The organism is Winogradskyella pacifica, from assembly GCF_003386275.1.
Lineage (GTDB): Bacteria > Bacteroidota > Bacteroidia > Flavobacteriales > Flavobacteriaceae > Winogradskyella > Winogradskyella pacifica.
Genome location: NZ_QREI01000035.1, coordinates 1 through 1,595 on the forward strand (window position 1 = coordinate 1; position 1,595 = coordinate 1,595).

A 1,595-nucleotide genomic window follows, 5' to 3' on the forward strand; every position below is an offset into this window, starting at 1 on the left:
TGCGTGAGAGCCCTTAATAAGGCTATTTATCAAGCTAAAAGTATTGAAGGACTCATACATCATTCGGATAGAGGAATACAGTATTGCAGCAATGTTTACACCAATATACTCAAAAGAAAAAAAATAGATGTAGCAAAAAATGCAATTAATTTATACAATGAAATAAGATTACATTTATCTTTAGACTTCAAAACACCAAATATGGTCTATAAATTAACCGCATAAAATCAATTTTAACCTGTAGCCATATTTCAGGGCAAGACATTTGCCTAACCAAAAAACTAGTGTTACAAACTTATTAACTTGTTTCACTCATTTATGATTTTGGAATAACAAAAAACTGAATAGATTTACCGAAAAATCAATGAACAAAACTAACCTAATTTTAACTCTATCATTATTATTGTTTTCATTTTCCTATGGTCAACAAAAAGATACAATTTATGGACAAGTAAAATCTGTTAGAGAGCAACTCAATTTCCTTGATGAAAATCAGCAGAATATGAAATTATTTCGCGATGAAGGAGATTATGGTCATCACGGTTTTTCAAGTCCTAAATTTACTAAAAGTAGATTTCATAATTGGTGGTATAATACACCTTGGGTTCATTATTCAAATTACTACAAAGAATTAAACAAAAATGGAAAACCAACATATGAAATTTGGTTTTATAAAAATGGTGATACAGTTGCTTATCTCAATTATAAGTATGACAAGAATAACAACCTTATTCAAGAAAAAAAGCACTACGATAGGAACGACTATACAGTTAGAAATTACAAATACAACAAAAACAATAAATTAAAATCAACAATTTATTACGCTTCAGATGACCCAAACCTATATTCATATTCGGAATTTATTTACGATGAAAATGATAACCTAATCCAATCTCAAGATTTTAATGATGATGGGGAAACCTATGGCACAAAATATACTCATTATCCAAATGGAAAAATCAAAGAAGTAATTAGCTACTCGCCTTTTAAAATTATTGTAAAAAATAATAAGAAAATATTATTTAAAGATGGTATAGGTTATAATAAATTAGACCGTAAATTTATTTATAATGAAAATGGAGACATTTTCGAAATACAAGCTTACGACGGTGAATTTTACAGTGAAACTGTACCTAAAATCAATGGAAAAACACTAAAAGAATATAATAGTGGATTTTTGGTAAAAGAAACAACTTTGAATAGAGCTGGAAAGATTGAGAAATATACTTCATACTCTCACAATGAACAAAAGCAAAAAACAAATGAAAAGTATATAGTTCCTGAATATCCTGAAAACAATCTTTCGTATGAATATTTTTATGATGAAAATAGCAATATCAAAAAGCTTATATATACAGATAAAAACAAACCCATATCTGTAGAATTTGAATACGAATTTGACCATCAAAATAATTGGACAAAACAAATCAAGTCTGTAAATGGAAAGAAACTATTTGTTTGGACAAGAGAGATTGAATATTATAAATAAAAACGCATTACAACAAAGTACTGTGGCAAAAAACAAGTAAAAACTCATTAATTTTTCACTAAAGTACTTTTATAATTTCCATCATATATTAATCCCGATTTAGCTA

General features: G+C 27.3%; 1 protein-coding gene and 1 pseudogene. Both read left to right on the forward strand.

Annotated elements, in window-relative coordinates; genetic code table 11:
- Nucleotides 1–225 (forward strand): annotated as a pseudogene (locus tag DFQ09_RS19040) (hypothetical protein); the annotation flags it as partial.
- Between the two features lie 139 nt (nt 226–364).
- Entirely contained in the window at nt 365–1,489 is a 1,125-nt protein-coding gene (locus DFQ09_RS18650; protein WP_115813138.1) for a hypothetical protein, read from the forward strand.
- Nucleotides 1,490–1,595: the final 106 nt, after the last annotated feature.

Coding starts and splice junctions, on each gene's coding strand:
- DFQ09_RS18650 (WP_115813138.1), top strand. CDS start 365: ATGAACAAAACTAACCTAATTTTAACTCTATCATTATTATTGTTTTCA.